The sequence below is a fragment of the Massilia sp. LXY-5 genome (genome assembly GCF_059801075.1).
The window spans coordinates 1-1176 of sequence record NZ_JBNNEH010000016.1 but is presented as its reverse complement, the minus strand read 5'-3'; the positions used below and the strand labels follow the sequence as shown (position 1 = coordinate 1176).

The 1176-nt window shown below is 51.6% G+C and carries 1 rRNA gene; it reads right to left on the bottom strand.

What is annotated here, in order from left to right:
• Window positions 1–25 precede the first annotated feature (25 nt).
• Window positions 26–1176: ribosomal RNA gene (locus tag ACI48I_RS24130) — 23S ribosomal RNA — on the bottom strand; the annotation flags it as partial.

Below are 1176 nucleotides of genomic sequence, written 5' to 3'. Positions count from 1 at the left end.
ATTGAACTATACCTGCTAAGGTTATAGGGACAAGCCGTACGGGCAATTAGTACTGGTTAGCTTAATGCATTACTGCACTTCCACACCCAGCCTATCAACGTCCTGGTCTCGAACGACCCTTCAAGGAGCTCAAGGCTCCGGGAAATCTCATCTCAAGGCAAGTTTCCCGCTTAGATGCTTTCAGCGGTTATCTCTTCCGAACTTAGCTACCCGGCAATGCCACTGGCGTGACAACCGGTACACCAGAGGTTCGTCCACTCCGGTCCTCTCGTACTAGGAGCAGCCCCCTTCAAATTTCCAACGCCCACGGCAGATAGGGACCAAACTGTCTCACGACGTTTTAAACCCAGCTCACGTACCACTTTAAATGGCGAACAGCCATACCCTTGGGACCGGCTACAGCCCCAGGATGTGATGAGCCGACATCGAGGTGCCAAACTCCCCCGTCGATATGAACTCTTGGGAGGAATCAGCCTGTTATCCCCAGAGTACCTTTTATCCGTTGAGCGATGGCCCTTCCATACAGAACCACCGGATCACTATGTCCTACTTTCGTACCTGCTCGACTTGTCGGTCTCGCAGTTAAGCACGCTTATGCCATTGCACTATTAGCACGATGTCCGACCGTACCTAGCGTACCTTCGAACTCCTCCGTTACACTTTAGGAGGAGACCGCCCCAGTCAAACTGCCTACCATGCACTGTCCCCGATCCGGATAACGGACCAAGGTTAGAACCTCAAACAAACCAGGGTGGTATTTCAAGGATGGCTCCACGAGAACTGGCGTCCCCGCTTCAAAGCCTCCCACCTATCCTACACAGATTGGTTCAAAGTCCAATGCAAAGCTACAGTAAAGGTTCATGGGGTCTTTCCGTCTAGCCGCGGGTAGATTGCATCATCACAAACATTTCAACTTCGCTGAGTCTCGGGAGGAGACAGTGTGGCCATCGTTACGCCATTCGTGCAGGTCGGAACTTACCCGACAAGGAATTTCGCTACCTTAGGACCGTTATAGTTACGGCCGCCGTTTACTGGGACTTCAATCAAGAGCTTGCACCCCATCATTTAATCTTCCAGCACCGGGCAGGCGTCACACCCTATACGTCCACTTTCGTGTTTGCAGAGTGCTGTGTTTTTATTAAACAGTCGCAGCCACCAGTTTATTGCAACCCTTTC